This window comes from Geomonas ferrireducens (assembly GCF_004917065.1).
In the GTDB taxonomy this organism is placed as follows: Bacteria; Desulfobacterota; Desulfuromonadia; order Geobacterales; family Geobacteraceae; genus Geomonas; species Geomonas ferrireducens.
The window spans coordinates 622,689-645,477 of record NZ_SSYA01000003.1 but is presented as its reverse complement, the minus strand read 5'-3'; the positions used below and the strand labels follow the sequence as shown (position 1 = coordinate 645,477).

The following is a 22,789-nucleotide window of genomic DNA, read 5'->3' as shown; positions in this document are numbered from 1 at the left end:
CTCCTTACCTTTTCTTGGCCAGCGTAAGCACGATGGTTCTACCCTTGCCGCGACCCGTACCCTTCTCTACAACTTGAACCGTAGAGGGGGTGATCTTGGTGACGCGGCCGTTTGCGTTTCCTACCTGCATCCCAACCTGCACGACATATCCCTTGCCGTTGGGATCGATCAAAAGCGCCCTGTTCTCCCTGATGCCGGCTATGATGCCGGCTACCTTGAACTTGCTCACCTCGAAGCTCTGAATAGGAAGGAGGTCGGCGGCAGGGGATACGCTTGGGCCCGCGGCTGAAGAAGCAGGCGCAGGGGTGGCCGGTACGATTACCGGCTTGAAGGGATCTTTCTTAAAGCTCAGCGCCCCGGGGCTCTTGGCGACAGACGACAGCTGCTGCTGCACCGGCGGCGCAGGCTTGGGAGCGGGCGCCGGTTGCGCCGGTTGCACCGGCTTCGGTGCGGGAGCTGGCGCCGGAGCTTCTTCATTCTTGCAGCCGGACACAAGCGCCAGCGCAAGCAGCAGCACTAGGCTATTTCGGTTTATTTTGGTTGGCTTTCGCATTTGTATTCTGCGCCTCTTTGGGGTCCAGGAAACGGAAAGTAGTGGCCAGGCAGTTCACCTTAAGGCTTGTCTTGCCGGTTTGCGGAACGTCCTGGAAGCTCACATTCGTGATATTCACGATGCGCGGCAGCTTGCTGACCGCGACGAAGAAATCCGCCACATTGTAGAAGGTCCCGGAGACAGCTATGTCGACCGGCACCTCGGCGTAGAAGTCTTTGGGGACTTCCGGCTTGGGCCTGAAGAGAAGGAAGTCGAGGCCTGAGCTTTTACCCACGTTGGAGATGTTGGTCAAAAGCGACGGGATCTCTTTTTGGTTCGGCAGCTCGGTGAGGGCGTTGTCCAGGTCGCGCTTTAGCTGCTCGTATTCCGCCTTGAAGCGAGGGAGGTTGTTGGCGATGCGCCGGTTCTCCGTCACCTGCTTCTGCAGATCCTCGTGTCTTTTCTTCAGCCCCTCCAGCTCCTGAAGACGGGGACGGTGCAGCCCGTAATACATGGCCGCCCCCTCCAGTAGCATGAGCAGAATCAAAAGTGCGACCTTCTCCTTGGTCGGGAGCTTCAGCAACTTCTCTATCTGTGGATCCATGACAATGCCTCTGCTTCAGCGTGTTTTAGGCGTAGTCCGCACGCCTGTCCTGTGCCGGAAACCCGGCCTACGGCTTCTGATCCGCTATCTGGAAGTTCAGATCGAAGCGTTTGTACTTGACTCCCGAGATTTCGGCCTGTTCCGAGACGGCCAGCTCCACGTTCTTGAAGGCGCCGGAGGCCTGCAGGCTCTTCATGAAAACCGCGATGAGATCCTCGCTTAGAGCGCCTCCGCTTACCGACACCTTGTCGCCGTTCTCGGTGTACTTGGTGAGCCACACTTTTTCGGGCACCGACTCGGAAAGCGCGGACAGCCGCGACGCCGGCCCGCTCTTGTCGCGACGCAGCCGGTTCAGCACGTCCAGCTTCTTCTTCACGTCGGCCTGCAGCTTCTTCAGGTTGTCGATCGCTCCGATCTTGGTCTTCAGCGCGGCAAGTTCACTTTCTGAGCTGGCGATCTCGTTGTTGAGGCTGGTTATCTGGCTGCGCAGGTAGATCCAGGCGCCCACCCCCACGGCTAAAAGCCCAACCAGCGCGACCACCAGGACAACGACCTGCTGCCGCATGGTCTCTTTCTTTTTTGACGCCCGTACGGGAAGGAGGTTTATCTTTATCATTTGTCTCCGGCCCTCCTAGTCGCGAGGCCCACCGCGACCGACATGAGCGGAGCGATCTCCTCAAGGTACCTCGGATCAAACTCCTTCTCGTTCACCGCAATCTTGACCAAGGGGTTCATGAGCTCGACCGGGAGCGAGAGGCGCTGTTGCACCGCTTCCACAAGTTGCAGTGTCTTCGCCCCTCCCCCAGAGAGGAACACCTTGGTGATGCGCTCCTCGCCGGCGGTGGAGTTGTAGAAGTCCAAGGAGCGGCGCATCTCAAGCGCGATTGTGTCGTTCACCCGCTGCAGCACCTCCTTCAGGCGGGGATCCGCAGCTTCGGCCGCACCGAGTTTCATCTCCTCCGCCTCGCTGCTGCTGACGCCGAACTGCTTCTGGATCTCCTCGGTGTAGAGGTTCCCCCCCATCTGCACGTCGCGAGTGAAAAGAGAGATGCCGTCCCGTACGATGTTCAGGTTGAAGATGCTGGCCCCGATGTTGACCAGCGCCACCACCTGTTCCGGATCTGCGGTGTAGTTGAGCTCGTAGGAGTTCTGCACGGCAAAGGAGTCCACATCGACCACGACCAATTTAAGTCCGGCCTCGGCAAACACCGATAGGTAGTCGTTGATGATATCTTTCTTGCTGGCGACCAACAGGACGTTCATCTTGGAGGAGTCCTGCTCGTCCGGGAAGAGTATCTGGAAATCGACGTTCACGTCGTTGATGTCGAAGGGGATGTACTGCTCGGCTTCCCAGTGGATCTGATCCTCGAGTTCCTCAACCGGCATCACCGGGAGTGATATTTTCCTGATGATGACCGAGTTGCCGGAAATGGAACAGGCGGCCTCCTTGGCCTTCACCCCGAGGGTGGTGAGAAGCTGGCGGACTGTCTCGACTATTGAGGAGCTGTCCATGAGGGTGTTGTCGACGATCGCCTCAGCAGGAAGCGGCAGGATCCCGATCTTTACAAGTTGGTACCCACCCTTTGACGGGCGCAGTTGCACCAGCTTCACCGCACTGGATCCTACGTCGACCCCTACTATGTCCTTCTTCTTGGAGAAAAGCATCGCGTGGTCCTATTACCCTAGTCCTGGAATACCTTGTTCTTGTCGGAGAGGGAAAACCCAAGAGCAAGCAGGATCTTGCGCTTGGTCTCCATCCTGCAATCCTCACCCCGTTCGATCCGGTCGATGGTTATCGGTGACACCCCGGCCAGGCGCGCCAGCTCGGCCTTGCTCATCAGGCGCTCTTCCCGTAATTTCTTCACGCTGTTCATGATCATTGATTGGCACCGCTTAAGACAGTCGTAGGAAATTTTGGCATAGATATACGCCAAACTTCACGAAAGTCAACATTTTAATTCAAATTACACATAATTATATGCCAAAGGTGGGAATAGATCGTCTCAAGAGAAAATGCCTCCCCCCCCCGGGAAGACCTTTTCTAATGGGTGGGATGGGGAGATGATACCAATAAAAAGGCGGGTTGCAATTGCACGCAACCTGCCATTCAGGAATACCTATGGTTTGTATTTTCACAGTCGTGAAGAGCATCTACACTTCCAGGTTCAATAAGCGTACAGCACTGATAGCCGTGCCCTCTCACGCTCCTGCCCATCCCGGATCCCCTGCACGGCCAGGTGGTACATGGCCGGAACGTGCTGGGGGCGTACCACATCGTCCTGGGCAGCTACAGCGCCCCCCCCATCAAGGAGGTCATAACCGCTTCGGTCCGTGTTGCCGGGAACTGTGTCTACGATCTTAGTTGTTACGGTGAACCCTCCTGCGGCAGGGAGACCGGCGAGCCGGAAAGAGACATCCGGAGCCGCAACCGGGTCACTTGAGGCCTGGGCCGCACTGCAGGCGGACCAGGAGCCGGGAGACAACGTGAGCTTCTGTCTGAGGCAGGGATCAAGGTTCACATGCAGCCCGATCCCGGAGAACTCGCGCTCAAGGTCATCGACAGCAGTTTCCGGCTGGAACAGTCTGGGCATCAGCTCCTGGGTGAAGAGATCGACGGCGCCTCGCGCCGCGGAGAGGGAACTGTGATAACGCTTCTGGCTTGCGGAAATCTGCGTCCCCGCCGTGATCATGGTGAGAAGTGCGACGGCGATCACCAGCGACAGCGCGGTCAGCATAAGCGCCGTCACCAAAGCCGCCCCTTTTTGCGAATGAAGGCTGCACATCGTCCCTCCCCGCTACAGGTTTTTCGGCTGCACTACGATGGTGTAGACCTTCCAGTGGTAATTGCGCCAGTTGGCGCCGAACCTCGCGGCGAGCGCCGGAGCGCTCCAGACGTGCCCCGGCTCGTCAGGCAGGTTCGGGTCCCCGACGACGATGGTTTCGGCCGGGTAGACAAAGGTGGTATCCCGCTTCCCTTGTTGCGCCAGCACATAAACCCTGACCTGTTTCAGCCCCTCACGCAGGTCCTTTGGCGTTAACGTGTCTTCAGCCGTCGGATGGTAGTCGACCACCCCGTCGTTGTTGCTATCAAGGTAGAGCACGACCTGCATGTCTGCGACGCAGTCAAGAAGCGGATAAATTGTCGGCTTGGCCTGGTGATTGAACCCCGCCTTGTAGAGGATGCCGGTCCCCTCGTTGCAGAAGGATGAAATCCTGTCCGTGCCCCGTTCTATGTAGTAATCGGAGCGGTTGAAGGGAAACCTTAGCTCCGTCTCGGCGACGCCGTAGGCCAGGTAGGTGTCGGTCTTCTGGGTGGGACTGAATGCGTGATCAAGGGTGGCGCCGGAGGAGACCGTGAATTTGCTATCCTGGTGCACCAGAGTGCGGCTTACCTTCCCCGAGAAAACCTCGTTTTTAAGAACGACAACCCGTGGCTCGTCCCTCTGGTCGAGTTCCGGAGTGACACGCGACGGTCTGGTGAAGCCGCTGTAGTTGACGTAGCACCAGCTGCGGCAGACCGGACTGTTGCCCAGCGGGGTACCCTTGAGCACGAGGTAATCGGAGCCATTGAAGCCGACGTTGTCTCCAACCCGATAGGCAGAGGGAGGATTGTCGTTGTAAAGGCTCGCTTTCGCGCCGGGGCATCCGTCGGTACAGGCGGTGACGAAGTGCCAGTCCTTCAGGGCTTCATCGTAGTGGATGTCTGTTGAAACGCTCCAAGGAAGACCGAACCCGGCCAGCTCAAGATCGCTTCGCATCACTTCGAGTCCGATGAGACCGGCGATGTCGGTCTCTGTGTTTTTGCTGAGCTGGCTCGAGTTTTTCACCGTCCTTGCGAAGGAGGCACTGATGAGCGTCATCACCACGGAGAAGATCAACATGGCTACAAGCATCTCTACCAGTGTGTATCCCTGCCCTTTATCCTTGGGTCTCATTCCCCCGCTCTCCTCGTCCTCAGCGTGTAGATCTCGTGGCTTGCCGTCTCCCCCTTTGAACTCCAGAGCACCCGCACGGTCAGCTTCAAGGTCGTGGTGGTGCTCCCCGCCGGCTCCGCTTTTCGCGTTACTTTATAGCTCCAGGGAACACCGTCCACCTGCTTATTCTCGACGTCCGATAGATCGATGCCGGTGCTTATGTTGCCAAAGGGTTGCCTGGTCCACTCATGCATCCATTTTTCCGCCACCAGGACCGCCTCGGTACGCAAGCGTGTCTTCGTCCCGTGCTGATAGGCGACAACCACGCACTGAAGAAGCCCCAGAAGCCCAACAGTCATCACGAGCATGGCCATGAGCATCTCCACAAGCGTGAAGCCGCCACTATTTGATGGTGATGTTTTCCGAGTCGCAGTCATTTCCCTTGTCCTTTACCCCCGACCTCATGCTCGTCGCGAAGATGATGATGCTGTCCAAAGCTGGCTGCATTCCATCGGCATCTACACAGACAGTACCCAAATTGCGGGTGAGGCCCGTTTCCTGGAACTCGACTTTAGCCCCCTTCGCGAAGCCGGGTAAGTTGCTCATGAGTGGAAAGTTCAAAGTTTGCACCATGACGGGGTCGCCCTCGTCACTCCCGGATGAGTACACCTCGAAACGATCCCGGTACAGCTTCACACGGGTCGCCCTGTGTTGGGTGATGGCGTTCATCCGGGCCTTCATGAGTTCGGTGAGGATCAGCCGGGTCTGCGCCTCGGTCCTGAAGTTGCGGTCATAGCGCTGGAACATGAGAGTGCCCAAGGCAATGAGCACCGCCAGGCAGGCAACAATGGTGATCATCTCAACGAGTGAATATCCGCGTGCACGCATAGCCCCCCCCGGAGTTCCGACTCTCCGCGATTGCCAAACGGTAAAATTTGAACTCACCAATGTTAGCAAAGTGGGAATGAAAGAAAAGGAAAAGTGAGGAGCAAAAAAAAAGGCCCTCCGGGTGGGAGGGCCGCAGCTAATTGCGGGGAAAAATCTCAGTAGGCGTAGAGAACCGAGAGGATCGCCTTTTCCTTCGGGTTGGAGGCCCGCTCTCCCTGCACCTCCACACTGTAGAGGGCCGGGTTGTGCTTGGGCGCGATGCCGGAGCCGCTGCCGGCAACCCCGACGCCGCTGTCCAGGTAGTCGATGCCGGTGGTATCGGAGTTCCCCGGAACCGTGTCTACAACCTTCGCGTAAACTTTGAAGTTGCCGTTGGTGCCGGTCCCCTTGAGCATGAACTGCAGGTCCGGGGCGTCTTTCGGGTTCAGGGTCTTGGAAAGGGTCCCCCAGTCGCTTGTGGCGCTGCTCAGTTTGGTCTTGAGCCCGGTGCTCGCCTGAAGCTCGATGTTGCTCGCGTAGGCCGTGAGCAGAGGTCCGATGCCGGTCGAGTAGTTGGTGAAGAGCTTGGGGATGAACTCCTTGGTGACCAATTCGGTGCCGCCGTAGGCCGCCTCCAGCGAATTGCGATAATTCTTCTCGACGGCAGAGACCTTCGTCTGCAGCAGAAGCATCTGCATCAGCGCGGCCACGATCCCCAGGCAGATCAGGGTGAACATCAGCGCCGTCACCAGCGCGATACCTTCTTCGTTTTTGAGCTTTTTCATAAATACCGCCGTTGTTACTGAATGAGGTTCTGCGGCCGCACCACGATGGGGTAAACCTTCCAGCGGTAGTTGCGCCAATCACCGCCTATCTGATGCTCCAGATCGAAGCTCCTCCCCTTAAGGGCCCCGGCGAATTTTTCACCAACATCGATGGTGGTGTTCGGGTAGCTGTAGCCGGTGTCCTTCCTGCCGGCATGGGCCAGGACGTAGACCCTGATCTCCTTGAGCTGCTGGCGGATCTCCTGTGCGGTTCCGGTGCCGGGCAGCGTGGTATCGTGGAAGGTGATGTCGCCGCTTCCAGATGGCCCGATGCCGTAGACCACCTGCATGTCCGCCACGCAGTCCAAAAGTGGAATCTCAGAGAAACCGCCGTTGGCCGCCTGCTTCAGTACAGCCTTGTACAGGACTCCCGTATTCGGAGCACAGGCTGGGGGCATTGTGGCAGGCTGCCTCACGTAATAGTCGGCCCGGTTGAACGGCATGCGTAGATCGGTCGAGGGGTCGACCCCGTAGACCTGGAACATGTCGCCGGAGGAATGGGGCACCGTCAGGGAGGTGTAGTGCGAGAAGGTGGTCGAATATGCGCCGGTTCCTTCGTTCACCTGGAGTTGTCTGCTAGGCACGTTGTTGCTGAAGGTGTTCCTGAGCACAATAACCCGATCGGTGTCGCTGAAGTTTCGAATATTGGACGGGTCGTTCCAGAGCGGGGCCTTTTTGGTGTTGGTCTCGTCGTAACTTACCGACAACCATTTCTTCTGCACTCCGCTGTTGGATCCGGCCACCGTAAGCGACTTGATCACGAGATACTGCGACCCCACCCCATCTTTCAGGTTGAAGGTGGTGTTGCCGCTTTGCACCGCGCGTGGGACCGCGGCTGCGTCGTTGTAGCTGCGAGGGCTCTGGCCGGAAGCCCAGATGTTGGCGTTGGTGGGCGGCTCTCCGCTCGGCTCCGCGGTGGTGACCTCGGTGTAGCCCGACGGGGTGTTCTGAAAGGCCCAGGGGAGTCCATACCCTGTCCCCTGCAGATCGGAACGGAGCACCTCCAACCCCACGATGCTCCCGATATCGGTCTCCATGAGCTTGCTCTGCTGCCCCACCTGGGTGAGGACCGTCTTGAACCCCGCCGAAGCCACGACGATGACGATGGTGAAGATCGCCATGACGACGATGAGTTCCACCAGTGAATAGCCTTTATTTCCTCTCAGCATACGAAGTCCCTTTGCCGGCCGCTGCGTTCCGCGTCTCACGGTCGAACCTTCACAGTGACCACCTCGTTCTGGTAATTCGCGTTGCGCAACGACCACCTTACGTTGACCATCAGCTGGTACGTGCTCGCCCCCCCCCCATCGGAGGCAAGCACCTGCGAGGTCCGTTCCACGGTGTACGGCTTGACCGCCCCCCGGATCTTCCCGTTCTCGACGAAAGTCGTATACGGAGAGGAGTAGACGCCGAAGGTCTTTCCCCTCAGGTCGGTCATGTACTTCTCGCCGATGCGCACCCCCTCGTTGCGTACCTCGTTCTGGAGGTTGTGCTGCAGGGTGACGTTGATCATCTGTAGCACACCGAACATGCCGACTGCCACGATGATCAGTGCGGCCATCAGCTCCACCAGCGTAAAGCCGTCGCTATTTTTGAGTAATGTTTGCTGGCGCACAGGCCCCTCCGGTTTGTCTTTTTCCCATGTAGCTGCGCACGGCGGAGACGACAACGCTGTCGAAGCTCCCGAGGTTGCTCCCGGAGCCGTCCGGCTGGACGCAGACCGAAAGGTCGTCGGACTGCATCACCCCCTGTCCGTCGAACACTACCTTGCCGGGTGAAACGTTCATGACCATGGGTAGGCCGAACTGAAGAACGGAAAGTGGCGCGGCGGTGGTGTCGTTGCTGGCATAAGTGTTGATTTGATTTCCGCTGATGGTGACAGCGCGCGGCGTCCGGGTGTACATGGCCTCCGCGCGTATCTCGGTTAGCTTGCTGTACACCTTCCTCGCTTGCGCCTCAATGGCGGCCTTCTGCTGCATCTGGCTGAACTGCTGGGTGGCTATGGCAAGCAGTATCCCGATGATGCCGACCACCACGACCAACTCGACAAGTGTAAAGCCTCTCTCTCTCATCAATCAGCGCTCCTGGATATGCAGGATCTTCTTGACCGGCTTATTGGCGCTCTTGCTGACCACCGGGAACGAATCCGCCGGCGGCTTTCCGGTCATGGGTGTCGCACTGCGCCGATACGCTCGCGTCGCGCCGCTGCCGAATGCCTGGGCAAGGTCGACCTCCTTGAACTCACCCGTCGAGAGCTGGATCAGAGCCTTGCCTGAGAGAGCCGCGTCGCTTGGCCTGCCGCCGGTGTTGTAGCCCAATGCCCACAGGAAGGAATTGCCGCCGAAGCCGCATGCGTCCGATGTAGGCTCGAAGGTGGTGGCGAAAACGGTGCCGTTGGTCAGCGTCACCAGGTCGGAGACAACTCGTTCGGCACCGTAAGCGGTCGTCGAGACATCCAGGTCGATTTTCCACCCGCCGCTGCCGATTGAAGTGGAGATGGTGTCTGGAGACTGGTCCGTGATGTTGCCGGCGCTGATGGTGGTACTGCAGTTCGGGTCCAGCCTGTTGCCGGGAACGGCGGCGGTGTTGTAGCAGGGATCCTTCAGGCCGTAGATTGAGCGCCGCGAGCTGTAGTCGTCGATGGAACTCCCGGCCCGGTAGTAGTAGCGGCCGGTCCCGAAGTAGTACCAGAGGTTCATGTTCTTGCGGTCCTGCAGCCTGGCGATGGCAGTCACCACCGGGCCTACCCCGTCAACCACCTTGCTCACAATCCAGTTGGCGGGATTGGTGTCGTTGTTGGTCATGATCCTGAGCACTCCGCCGTCGGTCCAAGTGGCGGAGGTGCCGGTACCGGTCTTCTTGGTGAAGCCGACCAGGATGGCGTCATCCTGGTAATTGCCGGCGGCCCAGGGGTTCCAGCGGTCGGTATCTATGGAAGCACCGATCATGGAACCGGCGAAGGCGTTGTCGATCCCGGAGTCGAGAGGATCCCCCACCAGGGCGCCCGTCTTCAGATCCACCACGAAGAACTTGAGACGTTGGTTGGAACGTCCCTGGAATTGATTGCCGTCGGTGTCGACCGGACCGGTGGGCCCGGAGCCGAAAACTGCAAACCAGCGCCCGTTCTTCCCTTTGTCCCCCACCCTGACGATGGCGGGACCGGTGGTGGTGAAACCGAGGTCATTATCAGTGGGGCGGTTGAACTCCCACATCAGCGAGGGGTTTTTGGGGTCGCTGACGTCGAGGGCAAAATAGGTGGAGACGCCGAGCCCTTTGGTGGTGGTGACGGGGTCCATGCGCGGTGTCGGCACGCAGTTGTTGGTAGCGGGATCGCTGCAGTTCGATGACGAGGCCCCGCCAAGCCCCATGCCGCCGATCAGAATGCTGCGCCATGGGTTCTTGTCGCTGTCGAGGTTGTTGCTGCTGTCGACCACCGTGTTCAGCCGGTCGCAGTTGTAATAGGTCGAGTCGGTACAACCGCTGATGCCGCTGGGGGCGCCGATACTCGCGTCGAAGAGCACGGTGGCGCCGTCGATGTAGTAGAGATGGTTATAGTTGGTATCGGCGTAGTACTTCAAGTATGGAAGCGCCTGTTTGGGGATGTAGGCCCACATCTCCTCCCCAAGCGCCGGGTCGGTACTCTCCAGCTTTGTCAGCGTCGCCTTCTGGGTGCCGCTCGCCGTAACGTCGAGTTTGCCGAAGTTGAAGGCGTGCAGCATACCGTCATTGGCGCCAACATACACCATGCCGCGCTTGCCGTAGTCATTGGAGGCTATGTACGACGCGTACGAGCTGTCGCTGTAGCCGCTGGGAGCCTGCAGGTTGTATGTGTTCAGCTTGAGATTGGACTGGATGCGCGGCGTCGAAGAGATGATATCGCCCAGCCGCCAAATGCCGGAAACCGGCGTGCTGGTGGGGGTATCCTTGATGGAGACGGTCCGGCTGCGGTAGCCGGTCTGCTCCAGTCCGTGCACGTAGTTGATCAGGTTGGTGGCGACACCACTGTCCGTGAGGTCCAGGTAGGGCATCAGCGTCGCCGAGTTGTCGACACCGGCATCCCCTTTGAAGGTATCTGAGGAGAAGTCGATGAGCGAAGTGCCGTTGATGCTCGTCTTGATTCTCCGCGGCCTCGCGCCGGTGCCGGTCAAAGGACGCGCCCAGAGTTTCTTGCCCGCACGCCAGATACTCTTCACGGAGTCGGCGTCCACCTTCACCTCGGCGGTGTCGCCTGAGCCATCGCCGTTTTGGTCAATGGAGGTGTAGGCGTAGGTGGTGTTGTCCGTGCTATCGAAGCGGAAGCTGACCACCTTGTCCTGGATCAGGTCGAAGATGTTGTTCTGATCGGTATCCTCGCGGATGGTCGAGCGGTTGATCTGCGGGTCCACGAAGTACCAGAGGTTCTGCATCTCGCCGATCCACTTGGCTTCGGTCTGGTCCGCGAATACTTTCTTCGGATAGAACACCGCCTGCAGTATGTTGGCGCCGCTCCCCTCGCTGTTGCTCAAGATGGAGGCCGCGGTACCCGAGGCGGCCCCACCGGCGATGCTCTCGAGGGCGGTTTTGAGTTCGGTCCTCAGTTGCGTCGGGTTGTTCGGGTTGTGCAGCGTGGTGCCGCCGTTGGTCGCCGTCATGTTCATCTGCACGTAGGGATCGCAGACGTTGGTCGTGCCGGTGCTGGACGGCGCGTTGTACACGACGTGTGTCTTTATGGTTTGCGAATTTTCGCAGGTGGTGGCGCCGGTACCGTGGCAGATCTGGCTGGGGTCGAAGAGGTTGCGGTGATAGGCGAAGTAGCTCAGGTCGTGGAGGTAGGCACTCCCACCGTAGCTGCCGCACACCCCTGCGGTGGAGCCGGTCTCGGCGAGGGTGGCCGGGTCCCTGAAGTAGTTGGAGGTGTCAGTGACCTTGTTCCTCATGGTGTCGTTCTTGTCGGCGGTCGAGGAACCGTCAGTGATCAGCAAGACGTTGTTTTGCTGGCAGCGGAACTGGATCGGGTTCTGGTTGTTGAGCGCGGGGTCTTGCGTGCTCGCAAGCGGCGCCTGAATGGCGGCTGCTGTCGGCGTGAACTTGGTCGAGTTCAAGGTAGCCGTGGTCGCGGTGGCATCCTTGACGAAATAGGCGATGGCGTTGTAGTACGCCTCGGCGAAGGGGGTCCAGGAAACCGCTTGGAGGCCGTCGATGGTGTTGATAATGCCGGAGCTGTGGTCGCCGACGGCCGAGCCGATGGTGTTGAGCACCACGCCGCCATCCCTATTCGGGGGCGTGGGGTCCTGACAGGTCCCTTCGTTCAGACTGCTAAGGCAGTCCGCATCTTTGCTGCAGACCTTGTTGGTGTTGCCGGAGCAGAACTTGGGACAAGGCATGTCGAGGATGGATCCGCACTCGCTCGCAGAGCCGAACTTGTTGAAGCTCATCACGCCGAAACGAATGCTGCCGGCAAAGTCGTTGATGAGGCCGCTCGGTGCGGATGAGACGGCCACCTTTGCGTAGAAGGGGTTGTTGCAGGTTTGTGGCACGCAGACGCCGGGTGAGGTGCAGTTCGCATCGCTGGTGCAGCTCGTGCTCGGAGCGTTGGAGCACACCTTTGCGGTGCAGTCCCCATCGGTGGAGCAGGTGGTCGAGGTAGCGCGGGAGCAGTAACCCGGCTTCCCTGCAGGGCCGACCGGCGAGCCGATGGCGCGCACGCCGGCGTCCATCAGTACCGACGGGATGTTGCCGCTGGTGGGGATGACCGAGGAAGGGTCGGTTACCTCGGCGGAGTTCTGCCCCATGCAGTAGTGCAGGATCTCGTTCTTCACGCAGTCATCTGTCGAGCTTCCGCCGCCGAACTTGGTGCCGCCCAGGTTATAGCACTTGCCGATGAAACCGGTGGTGTCCGAGCTGGTGCCGATGTATGGTGCGACCGGGGCCGTGTGGGTCGCCGCACTGGTGCAGATGTAGTTGCCGCTGGACTCGTCGGTGATGGCAGACGGGGAAATCGGGTTTTTAGGGTCTGAATAAACGTTGTCGCATGCGGTCTCGAGGCTGTTGATGCTCACCCCCTGCCAGATTGCGTCGCCGGTCGCCCCGGTCCTGATGTTGTCCTTGATCTTCCAGCAGGCCTGCTGGGTGTGGTTGATGGTGGCAAGTGCGTTGTCTGCATTGGTGGTGGACAGGCAGTTCTTGGTATCGGTGCTGGCCTGGCCGTAGTTCCCGCTGCTCCAGTTGTAGACCGCGCACTGGCAGTCACTCTGGTTGTAGGTCCCCTCGAAGATCTCGATGCGGGTACCTCCGCCCTGCGTGCTCGGGTCGTAGTAGGGTTCCACGGCGGTAGGACCGCGCACCGCAAATGAAAGGCCGGAGAGAGCGGGTAAGACCTTCACGAAGCGCCGCCCCACGCACCCCCTGCTCTCGCTTTGCAGCACGCCGGAGCCGTACTTGCCGCCAGTCAGGATCTTCTTCTCGATGTCGAACTTCGAGGCCGCAAGCCAGTTGAGGAACCTGCCGCTGGCTATGAAGGAAGATACGACCCTGTCGGGAGGTGTAGCACTGCTGCTGCCGGACATCTGTATGAAGACGTAACTGGTCCGGTAAATCCCGGTGCCGGTGTCGGTGGGAACGCCGGTTGTGATCTCTTGGAACTTCCCGCCCGAGTACTGGTACACGGGATAGGTAAAAGTACCGTCGCTGTTGAGCTTGCTGAAGTACCCTTCGTAGTCCTTGGTATTGTCGTAGGTGTTGTCGAAGCAATAGGACGAAGAAACCGTAGCGGAGCCGGACCCGGTGCCGCAGGTATAGGTCGGGGCAGCCGAGGTCGATCCCGCGATGTAGCCTAAATCGTACATACTGGCCGAGTTATCGATCATCAGCAAAAGGTTCGGCTTGATACCGCCGGAGATGAAGGCCGGGGTTATGCACCAGTTATCACCCGGATCAGTAGCAGCCAATACTGAGGCTGGGACAAGCATGACAGATAAAATGAGCAGCAATTTCTTGATGAAGAGCCTGTTCATAGTGGTTCCCATTGAACACCTCGTATTGGAGATTTGATTCGGTCGAAGATGTGCGTGATTCAATGTCGCTTACCTTGTCAGCAACTGCTGCATGGCCGCCGCATCCTGGTAGCCGACGACGATGCGCCCGTTCTGGAGCACGAGTGTCGGGGTCGAGTTGATGCCGTTGGCGGCGGCGAAACTGATAGTATCATCGACCGGTTTCTTCGCATCCTTATCGGTCGCGGCGGGAAGCGGCTTCCCTGCGAAGGACTGGTCGAGGAGTTCCATCGAATTGCGCGACAGGATTACGCGGGACTTGTCGTAGGCCTTCGGGTGCATCTTGAGCGGGAAGAGCTTGATGTAGATGGCAAGGTCGGGCTCCATGGCCGCCAGTTTTTTCAGCTCGACGTGTGCCTTCGCGCAATACGGGCACTCCGGGTCGGTGAAGACGTAGAGCTTCTTCTTCCCCTTGGGGTTGCCGAGTACCAGGGCGTTATCCGTGGTTAGCGTGGCAGGGTCCAAGTGATCCTTGCGCTCCTGGCGCGCAGCCTGCGCCGAACCTCCCACCGGCTGCCGCGAGGCGATGTCGAAGACCTGGCCGGCTATGATGTGCTTTTTGCCGTAGTCGAGATACGCGACTCCCGTTTGCCCTTGCTGTTCGAAGGTGACCTCGTAGAGCCCACGCACCGGTGCCGGCTTGACGTCCTTGACCGAGCCGATCTCCTTTAAGAGACCGCTCGCCTCCTGGAGGGTTATCGAATGGCATGATGCGCATTCACCGGTGCAACCTTGCGACATGGCGAAGGCTTGGGAGGAGAAGGAAACGGCTGCTGCAAAGGTAAAAGTGGCGAGAACTTTCCACAACGACATCAGTACACCTCATACGTGATTTTTATTGCCCCGGGGTTGGCAGCAACAACCATGCCTCGAACGAAGGCACATCAGCCTGTCGCCGTTTCCGCCTCAATCCGCACAGTTGCGCCATACCATACCACGGCTGCAATCGGAAACGTATGCATTTTTTTCATAGCAGAGCCACCGACTCCGCAAAAAATTGGCACCGCAGGGGCGGTTAACCGAGATCGTACTCCTTCAACTTGTACAAAAGGGCGCGATGGCTGATCTCGAGCAGGCGCGCCGCATGAGTGCGGTTGCCTCCCGTCTGTTCGAGGGCACGCACTATGAGCCGGCGCTCCAGCGCCTCTGCTCCTTTCTTGATGGAGAGCGAATCGGGCAGCTCAGGCAGCGACCGTCCAAGACCCGCTTCCTCGCGCACCCCCTCGGGGAGGGCAGCCAGCCCGAGAGCGGTTCCTTCACAAAGGACAAGACCGCGCTCTATGCAGTTCTCAAGTTCCCGTACGTTGCCGGGCCAGCGGTAGTGCACCAGCGCCTGCAGGGCCTCGGGCGTGGGGCGCACCCCCGGCTTTCCCATCAGCGCGCCGTATTTCTGCAGGAAATGCTCGACCAGAAGAGGCACATCCTCGATGCGCGCACGCAGTGGCGGGAGGGAAAGGGCGAAGACGTTGAGCCGGAAGTAGAGGTCCTCCCGGAACGTTCCGTTTGCGATCTCCTGAACGAGGTCGCGGCTCGTCGCGGACACCACCCGAACGTCGACCTTCGTGGCGGCCGCCCCGCCTACCCGGCGAATCTCTCCTTCCTGGAGCACGCGTAACAGTTTCACTTGCAACGGCAACGGCAGCTCGGCGATCTCGTCCAGAAAAAGGGTGCCGCCATCCGCCTCCTCGAAAAGGCCCACCTTGTCATAGCTCGCGTCGGTGAAGGCCCCCCTGACGTGACCGAAGAGTTCACTTTCAAGAAGGGATGCCGGTATGGCACCGCAGTTGACGGCAACAAAGGGGCCTTGTCTGCGCGAGCCGCAGTTGTGCAGGGCGCGGGCGATGAGTTCCTTGCCGGTACCGGATTCGCCCTGGATAAGAACCGTGGTCTTGTGCTCGGAGAGTTTTTTGGCGAGCTGCATGATCTCGGACATCCTCGCGTTGCGGGTGATGATCTCCGAAAGGGTGCTGCCGCGCCCCACTTCTTCGCGCAGGCGGCGGTTTTCGTCCTTCAGGCGCTCGCGCTCCTCGGCCTTTTTAAGGACGAGGGCGACCTCGTCGCTGTTGAAAGGTTTGGAGATGTAGTCGTAGGCCCCAAGCTTCATGCACTCGATGGCGTCATCGACGGTACCGTAGGCGGACATCATGATCACCGTGGCGCCGACGCCCGCTTTGGTGCAGGCGGTGAGAAAGCTTTTGCCGTCCATGACCGGCATGCGGATGTCGCAGAGGATGAAGGAGTAGTTCCCCTCGCGTGCCTTGGTGAGGGCTTCGGCGCCGTCCGGCGCCTGCTCCACCAGGTAGCCCTGCTTTTTGAGCAGGACCTGCAGCATGTGACGCAGGTTTTCCTCGTCGTCCACAACCAGGATTTTCTTCTTCTCGCTCAAATGCGGCTCCTTCAGTTTTCCTGTCGGACCTCGTCCGACTCGTCCGACTGGTCCGACTGGTCCGACTGGTCCGACTGGCTGCAGCCCGCCGGCGGCCACCCGCACCGCCTACCCCTTACTCTCCGCCTTCGCCGGAAGGGTCAGAATGAAGCGGCTTCCTTTACCCTGCTCGCTCTGGGCCTCGAGCTTACCACCACAGGATTCTGCGATGCGGGCGGCGATGGCCAAACCTAACCCTGTCCCTTTCCCGGGCTCCTTCGTGGTGAAGAACGGGTCGAACACCTTCCCGATGTGTTCGGGCGGCATGCCGTGGCCGCTGTCGATCACCTCGACGACCACATCGGCTCCTCGACTGCTTCCCTTTAGCCACAGTTTCCCACCCCGCGGCATGGCGTCTCTGGCGTTCATAATAAGGTTGATCAGCAACTGCTCTAGCTGATAAGGATCGGCAAAGATCAACGGTAGGTCCGCCTCAACCTCGATCGACACCTCCAGGTGCTTCAACACCCCCTGGGGGGAAAGCAGTTGAACCACCTTTTCCAGCAGAGTGCGAACCACCACCTCTTCGCGCTGCGCGTCCTTCGGGCGGGCGTAATCCAAAAGCCCCCTGACAATTCGGTCGATGCGCTGCGATTCCTCGATGATCCGCCGCAGGTAATCCGTCTTTTCCGGGTCCGCGGCAAGATCCTCGGTGAGGATCGCACTGTACCCCATGATCGCCGCAAGGGGGGTACCGATTTCGTGCGCCATACCCGCAGCCAAAAGCCCGACGGATGCCATCTTCTCGGATCGGACCGCCTCGCTGCGCGCCTCGACCAGTTCCTTGTTGGCCCAAGTCAGCGCGGCTACCTTCTCCTCGACCTCCACCCTCTTCTCCCTTAAAGCCACCAGCATGCTGTTGAATGCCTCGGAGAGCTCCGCGACCTCGGCACTCCCCGCCACGTTCACGGAAACGCCGAGGTCACCGGCGGTGATCCTCCGCGTGGCCTGGAGTAGTTTCTTAAATGGGGAGACCACGGTGCGGGAAAGCAGATAGGATCCAAGCACCAGCAGCAGCAGGAAATCCAGGGCGAAGTAAGCGAGAAAAAGACGGCGCGACGATAGGAGCCGCTCCTGAGCGGGGCGAAGCGAGAGCGTGAGCCGGGCCGCCCCGATGACCTTCCCCTGCTCCACGATCGCGGAGTATGAGCGGCACGTGGCATGATCGGCAGAGATTTGAAAAAGCGGGCGCCCGTTGTTCAACACGCTGAGAAGACTGTCGTCCACCGCACTGCCGGCAGGATACGCGTAGAGCGGTCGCAAGGTATCGTCCACCACAAGCAGCCCCTCAAAGCTGCCATCCTGCCTCAGCTGTTCCAGATACCGCGCCACGGAGCTTTTGGGGTCGGGCGGGGCCAAGGGACGCGGCAGGACGGAGACGATGGCACCCAAAAGAAGCCGGGTGTCTTCCCCTTTCTGGGTCAGCAGGTCTTTTTCTGCGGTCTTGAAGGAGATAAGCGAGAGGAGTAGCCATGCGAGCACGAGCAGCAGGCTCACGGCGGAGAGGATGTAGAAGGTGAGGCTGAAACGGAGAGGTTTCATGGCAGCCGCGCTCACCCTCCCATGTTCAGGTACCAGTTGATGATGCGTCGGCCGTAGAAGATGTAGAGGACAGCGGCGCTAGCCAGGAAGGGGCCGAAGGGTATCGCGAGGGTGGAGTCCTTCTTCCTTATCGCCATCAGGGTAACGCCGATGGCGGAGCCGAGCAGCGACGAGACGAAGATGATGAAGAGGATCGATTTCCATCCGAGGAACGCCCCCATCATGGCCAGCAGCTTGATATCGCCCCCCCCCATGCCCTCCTTCTTGGCGACCGCCTGGTAGATCCAGGCGATGAGGAGCAGGCTTCCGCCGCCGGCCACGATGCCGATCAGCGAGTTGAGCCAGCCGATGTGCGGGATGAAGAACGAGACGAGGAACCCGACGACGATGCCGGGAAGCGAGATCGAATCAGGGATGATCTGGTGTTCGAGGTCGATGAAGGTTATCACGACGAGAGCGCAGCAGAACACGAAGAGGACGATGAAATAGAAGGCCGGCCGCCCCATCGCCTCCAGCGGTGCCATGTCCAGGAAAGCAGGCGGGAAGAACTTGACGAAGAGGGCGAGCGCTAAAAGCCCGTTCAGAGCCTCGACGAGCGGGTACTGGATCGAGATGTGCGTCCCGCAAGAGCGGCACTTACCGCTGAGTGCCAGGTAGCTGAGGATCGGGATGTTGTCGTACCAGCGGATCTGGTAGTCGCACTTAGGGCAGTGCGACGGCGGCGACACCACCGACTCGCCGTGCGGCATCCGGCAGATGCAGACGTTCAGAAAGGAACCGACCACTGCCCCCAGCAGGAAGGCGAATAAGGCGTAGAGAATGTAAGGAGTCAATGCTACCTCTTGGGGGCAATCCGTTGTCGGACCAGTCTGACTGGTCCGACAAAAGGGTAATTGCTACTTCAATCTCTGGATCTTCTCCAGGCTCTCCTCGAGGAGCTTCTTCTTGTTCTCGAACTCGGCGATCTTCTCGCGCTCCTTCTCGACCACGTCGGCCGGCGCACGCTCGACGAAGCTCGGGTTGGCGAGCTTCTTGGACAGGAACTCGATGTCCTTCTCGATCTTCGCGATCTCCTTGCCGAGGCGCTTCTCCTCTTCCTCGACGTTCACGAGCCCTTTAAGCGGAACGATGATCTCGACGTCACCTGCCACCTGCAGCGAGGCCTCGGCGGGACGCTCGATCCCCTGACCGATGGCGAGATCGGAAAGGCGCGCAAGGCTCATCACGTAGACTTCGTTCTTCTTCAAAAGCGCGAGGCTCGCCTCGGACTTGCAGTCGAGGATGGCGGCGATCTGCTTGCTCGGGGCCACTTCCATCTCGCCCCTGATGTTCCTGATCCCCTTGATCACTTCCATGACCAGCTCCATCTCGGAGGCGGCCGCGGCGTAACTCTTCCACTCATCGCGCGGGGTCGGGAAGTCGGAGATCATGATGGAGTCGGCCGCGCCTTCCTTCTTCGGAAGCGCCTGCCAGATCTCCTCGGTGATGAACGGCATGAACGGGTGCAGAAGACGCAGGAGGTTCTCGAGCACGAGCCAGAGCACGTACCTGGTCGCAGCCTGGCGCTCGGCGTCCCCTTTGTAGAGGTCGTCCTTGGCGAGTTCGATGTACCAGTCGCAGAACTCACTCCAGGTGAAGCGGTACAGCTCGTTCGCCGCCTCGTTGAAGCGGAACCCTTCGAGGGCGGAGTCGACCGAGGCGGCCGCCTCGTTCAGGCGGAAAAGGATCCAGCGGTCGGCGTTGGAGAGCTTGAGCGACGCGACATCGACCTGGTTCGGATCGAAACCTTCCAGGTTCATCATGGCGAAGCGCGAGGCGTTCCAGATCTTGTTGGCGAAGTTGCGGTACCCGGCGATCCTCTCCTCGGCGAGTTTGATGTCGCGCCCTTGCGCCGCGAAGGCGGCCAGGGTGAAGCGGAAGGCGTCGGTGCCGTAGGCATCGATCACGGTGAGCGGGTCGATGACGTTCCCTTTCGACTTGGACATCTTCTGCCCCTGCGCGTCGCGCACGAGGGCGTGGATGTAGACATCGGTGAAGGGGACCTCGTCCATGAAGTGCAGCCCCATCATCATCATGCGGGCGACCCAGAAGAAGAGGATGTCGAAACCGGTGACGAGGCAGGAGGTCGGGTAGAAGGCGGCGAGCTCGGGGGTCTTCTCCGGCCATCCCATGGTGGAGAACGGCCAAAGCGCCGAGGAGAACCAGGTGTCTAGCACGTCGGTCTCCTGGCGGATCTCGTCGGAGCCGCACTGGCTGCACGAAGTCGGGTCTTCCTTCGCTACGGTGATGTGGCCGCAGTGGTCGCAGTACCAGGCCGGGATGCGGTGGCCCCACCAGATCTGGCGCGAGATACACCAGTCGCGGATGTTCTCCATCCAGTCGTAGTAGGTGTTTTCCCACTGCTGCGGCACGATCTTGGTGCGGCCGTCCTTGACCGCGGCGAGCGCCCGCTCCGCGAGCGGTCCGACCTTCACGTACCACTGCAGCGACATGTACGGCTCGACGACGGTCTTGCAGCGGTAGCAGCCACCCACGGAGAGACCGTGGTCCTGGATCTTCTCGAGGAGCCCGGCCGCCTCGAGGTCCGCCACCACCTGCTTTCTTGCGGCGAAGCGGTCCATCCCCTCGTACTGCTTGCCGGCGGCGTTCACCACGCCGGACTCGTCGAAGACGTTGATGCGGTCGAGGTTGTGCCGGAGGCCCATCTCAAAGTCGTTGAAATCGTGGGCCGGGGTGATCTTCACGACGCCGGTGCCGAACTCGCGGTCGACGTAGTCGTCGGCGATGACCGGGATTTCGCGGTTCACCAGCGGGAGCATGACCATCTTGCCGATCAGGTGGCTGTAGCGCTCGTCCTCCGGGTGGACCGCGACGGCGGTGTCGCCCAGCATGGTCTCGGGACGGGTGGTGGCCACGATGACGTACTCATCGCTTCCGACCACCGGGTAGCGCAGATGCCACAGGTGCCCCGCCTTCTCCTCGTGCTCGACCTCGATGTCGGAGAGTGCGGTGTGGCAGCGCGGACACCAGTTGATCAGGCGGTTGTCGCGGTAGATGAGCTTCTCTTCGTACAGGCGTACGAAGACCTCGCGCACCGCCTTCGAAAGACCGGCATCCATGGTGAAGCGCTCGCGCTCCCAGTCGCAGGAGGCGCCCAGGCGCTTCAACTGCCCGATGATCTGCCCGCCGGATTCACCCTTCCACTGCCATACGCGCTCGATGAACCCCTCGCGACCAAGCTCGAAGCGGTCCTTTCCCTCGGCGGCCAGCTGACGCTCGACCACGTTCTGGGTGGCGATGCCGGCGTGGTCCGTGCCCGGCATCCAGAGCACGTTGTAACCAGCCATCCTCTTCCAGCGGCACAGGATGTCCTGCAGGGTATTGTTCAGGGCGTGCCCCATGTGGAGGACACCGGTGATGTTCGGCGGGGGGATGACGATGGAGTAGCCCGGCTTGTCCGACGGGACGGAGGCATGGAAGTAACCCTTCCCTTCCCACTCCTGGTACCACTTCTGCTCAACGCTTTTCGGCTCGTAAACCTTTTCCAGCTCTTTGTTTGCCATCTGATTACCTCTTCAGGAAAATGCTCTAGCAGGGCTCACCCCGCACAGCTTGTATTAAGTAATGAAAAAAGGGGATCGTAAAATCCCCTGTTTCATAAGCGGATGCGCGTACGACGCCCGCTTTAACCGCGTACGCCGCTCTTCAGCTTGCGGATCTCTTCCTTGATGATCACTTCCGCCAGGTCGGGCACCACTTCCCACACGATCCGCTCGATCACCTCGCGCGACACCTTGGAGAGCGCGGCGACCAGTTGGTCCTCGGTCAGCTCAGGGACAGCTGCGGGCGATGCGGCCGCGGGGGCCGCCTGGACCGGGGCTGCGACCGCGGGAGCGGCAGGTGCAACGGGTGCAGCTGGGACGACCGGCGCTGCTTGCGCGGCGGCAACGGGTGCGGCAGGTGCAGGCTCCTCAAGTCCGAACTCGAACGCCTCGTACTCGGGAACTCCGAAGGCAGCAGCCTCGGCTTCCGCTTCGGCCTCGGCGGGGACCGCCGCTGCCGGCTCGGACTCCCCGGCAAAGGCGAAGAACTCCTCCTCGGAAACGGTGAGCGCGGAATCGACGGCCGGTTCCTCGAGATCAAGCGGCGGGCCGGTCTCCTCGATTTCTTCCGCCTCGTCGAAGCTGAAGATCTCCTCGGCCTCATACTCGGCCTCCGGCTCAACCACACCGAAAAGCTGGGCTGGGGATTCGGCAGGTGCGGCAGAGGCCTCCTCTTCCAGTTCAAAGGCGCCCCACAAGTCGTCTTCCATGGTCGCCTCCACCATCTCCACGGCAGCGGCGGGTGCAGCGGCGGGCTGTGCCGGCGCCGACGGCGCCTCCCATGCCGGTTCCTCGACCGCGGGGAGTTCCCATGCGGGCTCGGCGGTAGCGGTGACACCTTCCCAGAGGTCCTCGTCCGCGGGTGCGGCAGCGGGCGTTGCAACCGGTGCCGCGGCAGGCGCGGCGGCAGCGGGCGCCATCTGGGCCATGGCGTCAAACGAGGAGAGATCACCCCAGATCTCTTCCGCGGCGGGAGCAGGCTGGGCTGCAGCGGGGGGGGCGGTCTTGCGGGTCTTGCCGAGTTCCAGCATCTCCTTCACCCGATCGATCAGCTGCTGCGACTCGAACGGTTTAGAGATGGTGGCATCGGCACCGCACTGGCGGGACTTCTCTTCGTCTAGCGGCTCAAAGGCGCCGATCAGGAGAATGACGGGAACGGCACCGAGCACCGGATCACGGCGGATCTCGGCGCAAACCTCGTAGCCTGTCTTGCCCGGCATCAGCGCGTCGACGAGCATCACGTCCGGTTTGATCTCCCGCGCCTTTTCAAGGGCAGCAGTACCGTTATCGACAACGGTAAGTTCAAACTCCTCATTGGCGAAGATGATCGCCACGACCTTCTGGATAGTGATGCTGTCATCGGCGAGGAGCAGTCTGTTGCCCATCGATTCCCCCTGTAACTAGGAAGCTTATCTATAGGAGTTATCTTGCACTGAAGATGTCATGCC

The 22,789-nt window shown here is 60.2% G+C and carries 20 protein-coding genes; all 20 read right to left on the bottom strand.

The annotated features are described in order from the left end of the window. Positions 1-4: 4 nt before the first annotated feature. The 20 genes from E8L22_RS18665 to E8L22_RS18570 all read right to left on the bottom strand — a co-directional run bounded on the left by E8L22_RS18665 (position 5) and on the right by E8L22_RS18570 (position 22,726). On the bottom strand, positions 5-517 hold the full coding sequence (locus E8L22_RS18665) for a pilus assembly protein PilP (RefSeq protein ID WP_246044782.1): 513 nt from the start codon (positions 515-517) through the stop codon (positions 5-7). Positions 518-521: 4 nt separating this feature from the next. After that, positions 522-1,136, bottom strand: coding sequence for a type IV pilus inner membrane component PilO (locus tag E8L22_RS18660; RefSeq protein WP_136526620.1), 615 nt, complete (start codon positions 1,134-1,136; stop codon positions 522-524). 67 nt (positions 1,137-1,203) lie between these two features. After that, positions 1,204-1,752, bottom strand: coding sequence for a PilN domain-containing protein (locus tag E8L22_RS18655; protein WP_136526619.1), 549 nt, complete (start codon positions 1,750-1,752; stop codon positions 1,204-1,206). Then, positions 1,749-2,801 carry a type IV pilus biogenesis protein PilM gene (gene pilM / locus E8L22_RS18650; protein WP_136526618.1) on the bottom strand — a complete coding sequence of 351 codons (1,053 nt, stop codon included), beginning with the start codon at positions 2,799-2,801 and terminating at the stop codon, positions 1,749-1,751. Before pilM ends, E8L22_RS18655 begins: the two co-directional genes overlap by 4 nt. A gap of 17 nt (positions 2,802-2,818) precedes the next feature. Next, complete coding sequence (locus E8L22_RS18645) at positions 2,819-3,016, bottom strand: helix-turn-helix transcriptional regulator (RefSeq protein ID WP_041248407.1); 198 nt, start codon at positions 3,014-3,016, stop codon at positions 2,819-2,821. A gap of 285 nt (positions 3,017-3,301) precedes the next feature. Beyond that, the gene (locus tag E8L22_RS18640; RefSeq protein WP_136526617.1) at positions 3,302-3,919 is read right to left on the bottom strand and encodes a pilus assembly protein PilX; all 618 of its coding nucleotides are present in this window, start codon (positions 3,917-3,919) and stop codon (positions 3,302-3,304) included. A 12-nt stretch (positions 3,920-3,931) separates the two neighbouring features. Beyond that, positions 3,932-5,071 (bottom strand): PilW family protein, encoded by a 1,140-nt coding sequence (locus E8L22_RS18635; protein ID WP_136526616.1) that lies wholly within the window; start codon positions 5,069-5,071, stop codon positions 3,932-3,934. Continuing rightward, positions 5,068-5,487, bottom strand: coding sequence for a type IV pilus modification PilV family protein (locus E8L22_RS18630; protein WP_136526614.1), 420 nt, complete (start codon positions 5,485-5,487; stop codon positions 5,068-5,070). The genes E8L22_RS18635 and E8L22_RS18630 overlap by 4 nt, the downstream gene beginning before the upstream one ends. After that, positions 5,453-5,938 (bottom strand): pilus assembly FimT family protein, encoded by a 486-nt coding sequence (locus E8L22_RS18625; protein ID WP_136526613.1) that lies wholly within the window; start codon positions 5,936-5,938, stop codon positions 5,453-5,455. The genes E8L22_RS18630 and E8L22_RS18625 overlap by 35 nt, the downstream gene beginning before the upstream one ends. Before the next feature lie 155 nt (positions 5,939-6,093). Further along, positions 6,094-6,702: a pilus assembly PilX N-terminal domain-containing protein gene (locus E8L22_RS18620; RefSeq protein WP_136526611.1), complete on the bottom strand. Its 609-nt coding sequence runs from the start codon at positions 6,700-6,702 to the stop codon at positions 6,094-6,096. Between the two features lie 14 nt (positions 6,703-6,716). Then, the gene (locus E8L22_RS18615) at positions 6,717-7,910 is read right to left on the bottom strand and encodes a prepilin-type N-terminal cleavage/methylation domain-containing protein (RefSeq protein ID WP_136526610.1); all 1,194 of its coding nucleotides are present in this window, start codon (positions 7,908-7,910) and stop codon (positions 6,717-6,719) included. Between the two features lie 35 nt (positions 7,911-7,945). Continuing rightward, a complete protein-coding gene (locus E8L22_RS18610) occupies positions 7,946-8,356 on the bottom strand; it encodes a type IV pilus modification PilV family protein (protein WP_136526609.1) in 411 nt (136 codons plus the stop codon). Then, positions 8,328-8,813 (bottom strand): pilus assembly FimT family protein, encoded by a 486-nt coding sequence (locus tag E8L22_RS18605; RefSeq protein ID WP_136526606.1) that lies wholly within the window; start codon positions 8,811-8,813, stop codon positions 8,328-8,330. Before E8L22_RS18605 ends, E8L22_RS18610 begins: the two co-directional genes overlap by 29 nt. Positions 8,814-8,816: 3 nt before the next feature. After that, the gene (locus E8L22_RS18600) at positions 8,817-13,745 is read right to left on the bottom strand and encodes a pilus assembly protein (protein ID WP_136526605.1); all 4,929 of its coding nucleotides are present in this window, start codon (positions 13,743-13,745) and stop codon (positions 8,817-8,819) included. A gap of 57 nt (positions 13,746-13,802) precedes the next feature. Further along, the gene (locus tag E8L22_RS18595) at positions 13,803-14,585 is read right to left on the bottom strand and encodes a DsbC family protein (RefSeq protein WP_136526604.1); all 783 of its coding nucleotides are present in this window, start codon (positions 14,583-14,585) and stop codon (positions 13,803-13,805) included. Between the two features lie 202 nt (positions 14,586-14,787). Then, positions 14,788-16,158, bottom strand: coding sequence for a sigma-54-dependent transcriptional regulator (locus tag E8L22_RS18590; RefSeq protein WP_136526602.1), 1,371 nt, complete (start codon positions 16,156-16,158; stop codon positions 14,788-14,790). A gap of 108 nt (positions 16,159-16,266) precedes the next feature. Further along, a complete protein-coding gene (locus E8L22_RS18585) occupies positions 16,267-17,739 on the bottom strand; it encodes a sensor histidine kinase (RefSeq protein WP_136526601.1) in 1,473 nt (490 codons plus the stop codon). A gap of 11 nt (positions 17,740-17,750) precedes the next feature. Further along, positions 17,751-18,572 (bottom strand): prepilin peptidase, encoded by an 822-nt coding sequence (locus E8L22_RS18580; RefSeq protein WP_136526600.1) that lies wholly within the window; start codon positions 18,570-18,572, stop codon positions 17,751-17,753. A 63-nt stretch (positions 18,573-18,635) separates the two neighbouring features. Continuing rightward, complete coding sequence (locus tag E8L22_RS18575) at positions 18,636-21,302, bottom strand: valine--tRNA ligase (protein WP_136526599.1); 2,667 nt, start codon at positions 21,300-21,302, stop codon at positions 18,636-18,638. 122 nt (positions 21,303-21,424) lie between these two features. Then, positions 21,425-22,726, bottom strand: a complete 1,302-nt coding sequence (locus E8L22_RS18570; protein WP_136526598.1) for a response regulator — start codon at positions 22,724-22,726, stop codon at positions 21,425-21,427. Positions 22,727-22,789: the final 63 nt, after the last annotated feature.

Coding starts and splice junctions, on each gene's coding strand:
- E8L22_RS18660 (WP_136526620.1), bottom strand. CDS start 1,136: ATGGATCCACAGATAGAGAAGTTGCTGAAGCTCCCGACCAAGGAGAAG.
- E8L22_RS18655 (WP_136526619.1), bottom strand. CDS start 1,752: ATGATAAAGATAAACCTCCTTCCCGTACGGGCGTCAAAAAAGAAAGAG.
- pilM (WP_136526618.1), bottom strand. CDS start 2,801: ATGCTTTTCTCCAAGAAGAAGGACATAGTAGGGGTCGACGTAGGATCC.
- E8L22_RS18645 (WP_041248407.1), bottom strand. CDS start 3,016: ATGATCATGAACAGCGTGAAGAAATTACGGGAAGAGCGCCTGATGAGC.
- E8L22_RS18640 (WP_136526617.1), bottom strand. CDS start 3,919: ATGTGCAGCCTTCATTCGCAAAAAGGGGCGGCTTTGGTGACGGCGCTT.
- E8L22_RS18635 (WP_136526616.1), bottom strand. CDS start 5,071: ATGAGACCCAAGGATAAAGGGCAGGGATACACACTGGTAGAGATGCTT.
- E8L22_RS18630 (WP_136526614.1), bottom strand. CDS start 5,487: ATGACTGCGACTCGGAAAACATCACCATCAAATAGTGGCGGCTTCACG.
- E8L22_RS18625 (WP_136526613.1), bottom strand. CDS start 5,938: ATGCGTGCACGCGGATATTCACTCGTTGAGATGATCACCATTGTTGCC.
- E8L22_RS18620 (WP_136526611.1), bottom strand. CDS start 6,702: ATGAAAAAGCTCAAAAACGAAGAAGGTATCGCGCTGGTGACGGCGCTG.
- E8L22_RS18615 (WP_136526610.1), bottom strand. CDS start 7,910: ATGCTGAGAGGAAATAAAGGCTATTCACTGGTGGAACTCATCGTCGTC.
- E8L22_RS18605 (WP_136526606.1), bottom strand. CDS start 8,813: ATGAGAGAGAGAGGCTTTACACTTGTCGAGTTGGTCGTGGTGGTCGGC.
- E8L22_RS18600 (WP_136526605.1), bottom strand. CDS start 13,745: ATGGGAACCACTATGAACAGGCTCTTCATCAAGAAATTGCTGCTCATT.
- E8L22_RS18595 (WP_136526604.1), bottom strand. CDS start 14,585: ATGTCGTTGTGGAAAGTTCTCGCCACTTTTACCTTTGCAGCAGCCGTT.
- E8L22_RS18585 (WP_136526601.1), bottom strand. CDS start 17,739: ATGAAACCTCTCCGTTTCAGCCTCACCTTCTACATCCTCTCCGCCGTG.
- E8L22_RS18575 (WP_136526599.1), bottom strand. CDS start 21,302: ATGGCAAACAAAGAGCTGGAAAAGGTTTACGAGCCGAAAAGCGTTGAG.
- E8L22_RS18570 (WP_136526598.1), bottom strand. CDS start 22,726: ATGGGCAACAGACTGCTCCTCGCCGATGACAGCATCACTATCCAGAAG.